General features: G+C 66.5%; 1 protein-coding gene. It reads left to right on the top strand.

What is annotated here, in order from left to right:
- A partial coding sequence (locus ASE43_RS22895; RefSeq protein ID WP_157499717.1) for a DUF11 domain-containing protein occupies positions 1-205 on the top strand: 205 nt, incomplete at both ends.

Below are 205 nucleotides of genomic sequence, written 5' to 3'. Positions count from 1 at the left end.
TGTTCACGCTGACGGTCACCAACAATGGTCCGTCCGCCGCGACGGCCGTCTCGGTCGCCGACCTGCTGCCGAGCGGCTACACCTACGTCTCCGACAACRGCGCAGGYGCTTACGTCTCCGGCACTGGCGTGTGGACGATCGGCAACCTGGCCAACGGTGCGTCGACCTCGTTGCTGATCACCGCAACGGTCAACGCCACCGGCAC

This window comes from Lysobacter sp. Root983, assembly GCF_001429345.1.
Lineage (GTDB): Bacteria > Pseudomonadota > Gammaproteobacteria > Xanthomonadales > Xanthomonadaceae > Lysobacter.
This window is presented reverse-complemented; position numbering and strand designations above follow the sequence as displayed.